At 32.7% G+C, this 1,740-nt stretch carries 3 protein-coding genes; all 3 read right to left on the bottom strand.

Features of this window, described 5'->3' with window-relative positions; genetic code table 11:
* Positions 1–487 (bottom strand): IS1595 family transposase (locus BTHERMOSOX_RS10935; RefSeq protein WP_138121163.1); only part of this gene is annotated, 487 nt, incomplete at its 3' end.
* A gap of 109 nt (positions 488–596) precedes the next feature.
* The gene (locus BTHERMOSOX_RS10930) at positions 597–866 is read right to left on the bottom strand and encodes a hypothetical protein (protein WP_138121162.1); all 270 of its coding nucleotides are present in this window, start codon (positions 864–866) and stop codon (positions 597–599) included.
* The gene (locus tag BTHERMOSOX_RS10925; RefSeq protein WP_138121161.1) at positions 853–1,536 is read right to left on the bottom strand and encodes a P-loop NTPase family protein; all 684 of its coding nucleotides are present in this window, start codon (positions 1,534–1,536) and stop codon (positions 853–855) included. The genes BTHERMOSOX_RS10930 and BTHERMOSOX_RS10925 overlap by 14 nt, the downstream gene beginning before the upstream one ends.
* Positions 1,537–1,740 lie beyond the last annotated feature (204 nt).

Here is a 1,740-nt window from a genome sequence, read left to right as displayed (position 1 = left end):
ATTCATTCTTGCTATGATGTACTCTAAAATGCTTCTTATAGCCAAAATCTACTAAACCATTATACCCTCGCCAACCATCAGAATGAATGACGCTTTCAATACTAGTTTTACCCTTGATAATCCTTTGTAGGGTAGTACTCTTGCAGTTTGGAACAATCTCAGTATAAACCTTATCACCTCTTTTTAGCAAGCCAAAAACAATGGTTTTCCCTAAGGCGCCACGGCCGCGTTTTCCGCGGACGCGCCGTGCGCCAAAATAGCTTTCATCGACTTCAATATGCCCCACTAGTGGGGCAGATTGAAGTATGGATAGTTCTACAATTCTAAGCCTAATAGCGGTTAAATACTTGTTGATTGTTTGTCTGCTCAATCCTGTTAATTCCTTGATTTGAACTGCGTTCAAATCAAGAGAAAAATACTTAATTATTTCTCTAAACTTCTTCTCTGAAATACGGGAACGATTTACATACTTTTTTTTTACTTTCATAACGGTACTTTAACATGATTTTAAATATGCTTGAGTTGTCATGACCCATTATTTTTTAAGTTGTCTACATGTAGACAATTATTTAAGTAATTTTTAATGAGTTACTTTGCTATTCAAAAAAATCTGTTTTTTCACGTAAGTAATGTCTTGCAAGCAAAGCTGGCTTATCTACCCCAATAATAAATTTTTTGCTAATTGCTTCTAATTCAATTGCACTGATTTTAAAAGAGACTACGATATTTTTAACTTCATTACTAGGTATTTTTTTTCTTGTACTGGTAGCCTCTTTATGGTTTGTCTTTTTATTCGTAGAATCAAACACATGTTCTTTAGACGTATTTGATGTAATTCCTTTATTGAGCGCTTTATTTAGATTCATGGTTTAATCCTATTGCAGTGTATAAGCTATCAAATTGTTTTGCTGGAGTTTTATATGCTTGCCCTCCAAAAGGTACCGAAGATAGTTTTTTAATGGAAATTTCTTCTCTAATGATATTTTCATAGCCTTTTGAGTATTTCAATGGTAATACTATCAGGTCTCCATTTGTATTCTCTTGAACGTATGCTTGAATTTCTTTAAATGATTTAGATTTGGTCCAGTCATCGCCAAATATATCATTTACTCCTTGTTTTTCGAGCTTGGTAGCAACAACTATGATTTTTAACTTTGGGAAGTATTCTTGAATGCTTTGGATGGTTGTTACTCCTTGTAATATAGAGTTCACTTGATTGTTAATAGGCACTAGAACTACATCAGATATATTGAGTGCCGTAGGGATGCTTTTAAAGCTCTCAGCAAGAGATCCAGATAGATCAATAACCATACTGGCATTTTCTTTAACGAATACTCCCTGAGTAAACACTTCTTCTTGAAATTCGTCTTCAGGACTGATCAGAATCTTTTTATCATCATCAATGTTCGAGATATGCACAAAGCCACTGTTTAATTCATTTGTGGCTATATAAAAATCTGTGTTGTCAAATAATATGTTTGCTGCAATTGGTGTTTTTCCAACACCACCTTTACTGCTATATACTGTTATTATCATTTTTTGTGTTTCCCTTATTATTGTAATTGTCTACATGTCTATATTTTTATAAAAATGATGTATTGTCTACATGTAGACATTAAGTTAAAGACAGTAAATAAATATTTTTATAGTATGGGTGTATTGTAGAATACTATATTAGAGACCTTTGCATAATTCATAATTCCCCATCCTATTTTCAACCCTTGCAATTTTTCAAAAAAA

The organism is Bathymodiolus heckerae thiotrophic gill symbiont (assembly GCF_900128515.1).
GTDB lineage: Bacteria > Pseudomonadota > Gammaproteobacteria > PS1 > Pseudothioglobaceae > Thioglobus_A.
The sequence above is the reverse complement of the archived record's forward strand: the minus strand, read 5'-3'. Positions and strand labels throughout refer to the sequence as shown.

What these genes read in the sequence shown, in the direction of transcription:
- BTHERMOSOX_RS10930 (WP_138121162.1), bottom strand. Translation starts at nt 866, where the DNA reads ATGAATCTAAATAAAGCGCTCAATAAAGGAATTACATCAAATACGTCT.
- BTHERMOSOX_RS10925 (WP_138121161.1), bottom strand. Translation starts at nt 1,536, where the DNA reads ATGATAATAACAGTATATAGCAGTAAAGGTGGTGTTGGAAAAACACCA.